Source organism: Saccharomonospora iraqiensis subsp. paurometabolica YIM 90007, from assembly GCF_000231035.2.
Lineage (GTDB): Bacteria > Actinomycetota > Actinomycetes > Mycobacteriales > Pseudonocardiaceae > Saccharomonospora > Saccharomonospora paurometabolica.
The window spans coordinates 5,022-7,581 of sequence record NZ_KI912225.1 but is presented as its reverse complement, the minus strand read 5'-3'; the positions used below and the strand labels follow the sequence as shown (position 1 = coordinate 7,581).

1 protein-coding gene and 2 pseudogenes are annotated in these 2,560 nt (G+C 74.0%); all 3 read right to left on the bottom strand.

What is annotated here, in order from left to right; genetic code table 11:
• Positions 1 to 945: pseudogene (locus SACPADRAFT_RS26495) on the bottom strand (AAA family ATPase); the annotation flags it as partial.
• A gap of 10 nt (positions 946 to 955) precedes the next feature.
• On the bottom strand, positions 956 to 1,852 hold the full coding sequence (locus SACPADRAFT_RS0208660; protein WP_007027241.1) for a universal stress protein: 897 nt from the start codon (positions 1,850 to 1,852) through the stop codon (positions 956 to 958).
• Positions 1,853 to 2,002: 150 nt separating this feature from the next.
• Positions 2,003 to 2,560, bottom strand: a pseudogene (locus SACPADRAFT_RS32510) (site-2 protease family protein); the annotation flags it as partial.

Genomic DNA, 2,560 nt, shown 5'->3' with positions numbered 1-2,560 from the left:
GGCGTGTGCGCGGGCCTCCTCGGTGGAGGTGCCCGCCGACTCCGAGCCGGGTTCGTTCTGGGCGGCGCGCAGGGCGGCCACCTTCGCCCGGACGAAGGCGCGGTAGGCGACGTAGTGGTGGCGCAGCGCGGCGGGTGCGGGGTCCGCGGCGAACTCCGCGTAGCCGTCCAGCAGCCGCCGGGCGAGGTCGGCGGCCCCGAGCCGTTCCAGGTCCATCGCCAGGAACGCGACGTCGTCGAGCCCGTCCAGTCTGCGCAACCGGTCGTCGAACTCCAGGCAGTCGAGCACCCGGGGACCGTCGTCGAGGCAGAAGATGTCACCGGCCAGCAGGTCGCCGTGCCCGTCGACGATCCGCCCCTCGGCGATGCGCCGGTCGAACAGGGCCGCGCGCCCGTCGAGGAACTCCAGGGTGCGCTCCTCGATCTCGTCCAGCAGGGCGGACGGGAGCACACCGAGGCCCCGCACCTGCGTGAAACTGTCCGTCCACCGCGCGCGGACGGCGTCCCGGGTGGCCTCGGCGTCGATCTCCGGGCCGCGCTCCGACCGGCTGTGCAGGTCCGCGAGCATCCGGGCGAGCCGGTCGACGACCCCGGTGAGGTCCTCGCCCGTGCCGACCACCGTGGACAACCGGCGTTCGGCCGGCATCCGCCGCATGACCACCAACGGCTCCGGCCCCTCGGTCTCCCCGGCAGCGTGCGACCCGGCCGACCTGTCCGACCCGTCCGGGCCGGACAGGTCGGCGACGCCGAGGTAGACGTCCGGCGCGAGCCTGCGGTTCAGTTCGACCTCCCGACGGCACACCTCGCGGCGCCGCCGCACGGTCGAGAGGTCGATGAACCCCAGGTCGACCGGCTTCTTCAGCTTCCAGGCCTCGTCGCCGACGAGGAACACCACCCCGATGTGGGTCTCGTGCACGGCCGCGTACGGCGCCGACCGCCCTCGCACGCCGGTGCCCCTACCCGCTCTCCGGACGCGCGATCATCACGGGGCACTGCGCGTGATGGATCAGCGCCTGGCTGGTGGAGCCGAGCAGCATCCCGCGGAAACCACCGCGTCCCCGGCTGCCCACGACGACCAGCTGCGCGTCCCCGCTGCGTTCGAGCAACTCGTGCCGTGGCCGGTCCTTCACCAGCTCCCGGTGCACGGTGACGTCCGGGTACTGCTCCCGCCATCCCGCGAGCCGTTCGGCCAGCCTGCGTTCCTCGACGTCCCGGATGGGCTCCCAGTCGAAGTACATCCGCTGGTCGGTGAACACGTCCATGTCGGCATCGCTCCAGGTGTGTACCGCGAGGAGGTCCACACCACGGAAGGACGCCTCGGAGAAGGCGTAGCCGATGGCCCGTTCGCTGACCGGGCTGCCGTCGACACCGACCAGCACGGGACGTTCGTCCCCGGCGACCACCTCGGGATAGTCGGCCCGCACCGACACGACCGGGCAGTGCGCGTGCGTGGCCAGGGCCAGCGTCGTCGACCCGACCATCATCCCCACCAGTCCGGTGCGCCCGGACGAGCCGAGCACGACCATGCGGGCCGTGCGCGAGGCGTGCAGCAGCCAGGGGATCGGCGGGTCGGTCTCGAAGCGGGTCCGCACGTCGGTGACCCCGGTGGCGGTGGCCACCTCGCGGGCGGCCTCCAGCGACCGGGACTTCTGTTCCCGCAGCTCCTTCTTGAACGACTCGGGTGGCGGGATGGTGGAGCCGATGTAGAGGTCGGGGAAACCGGCCGCGTGCACCAGCCGCAGCGGGGCGCCGTGCTTCAGCGCGGTGAGCGCCCCCCAGCGCACCGCGCGGAGCGCGGCGTCGCTGTCGTCCACCCCGACCACGACCGGGGCGTTGTCCTGTGGTTCCGTCATGTCGCCGTCCTTCGCTGTCCCACACGGTCCCGGCCGCCGTCCCGCGTCCGACGCGGCCCACGCCGGTCCGGGTCACCCGCGGCGGCTCCGTACCCGGAATACCCGACCGGCCCGATCCAATCCCCGCGGTCGATCTCGCGTCAATCACCGTCACCGACCCGGCGGAGCCCGGAGACCGAGGTCGTGGGTATGCACCATTCCCACGAACATCGTTCCCTGGGCCACGAGCAGCGGTGACCGGGCGAGGGCGCGGCCACCGCGGGCGAGCAGTGCGCTGACCGGGGTGTCGGCGGGTACGACCGGCACCGCGGGCGGTCGGCGGGACACCTCCGCCACCCGGGTGCGGGCGCGGTCCCGTTCGGGGAGCCGGCGCAGGGCGGCCGTGTCGAGGAGCCCCACGGCCGACCCGTCGAACGCGACCACCGGGACGGTGGTCTCCGCGGCGCCCGGGTCGTGTTCGAGCAGGGCGGCCACGGTCCACCAGCCGGGCGCGACACGCTGCGGGGAGCCGACGAGGTCCCGGACGGGGACCTCGCCGAGGGCGGCCCGCAGGTCGGCGGTGCGCAGTTCCGTGCGGGCGCCGTCGGTGACGAACCATCCCGCGAGCGCCAGCCACACGCCCAGGAACTGTCCGAGCAGGACCACCTCGGCCGCGCCCGCGGCGAGCAACGCGGCACCGAGGGCCAGCCCGGACCGGGCGGCCACCCG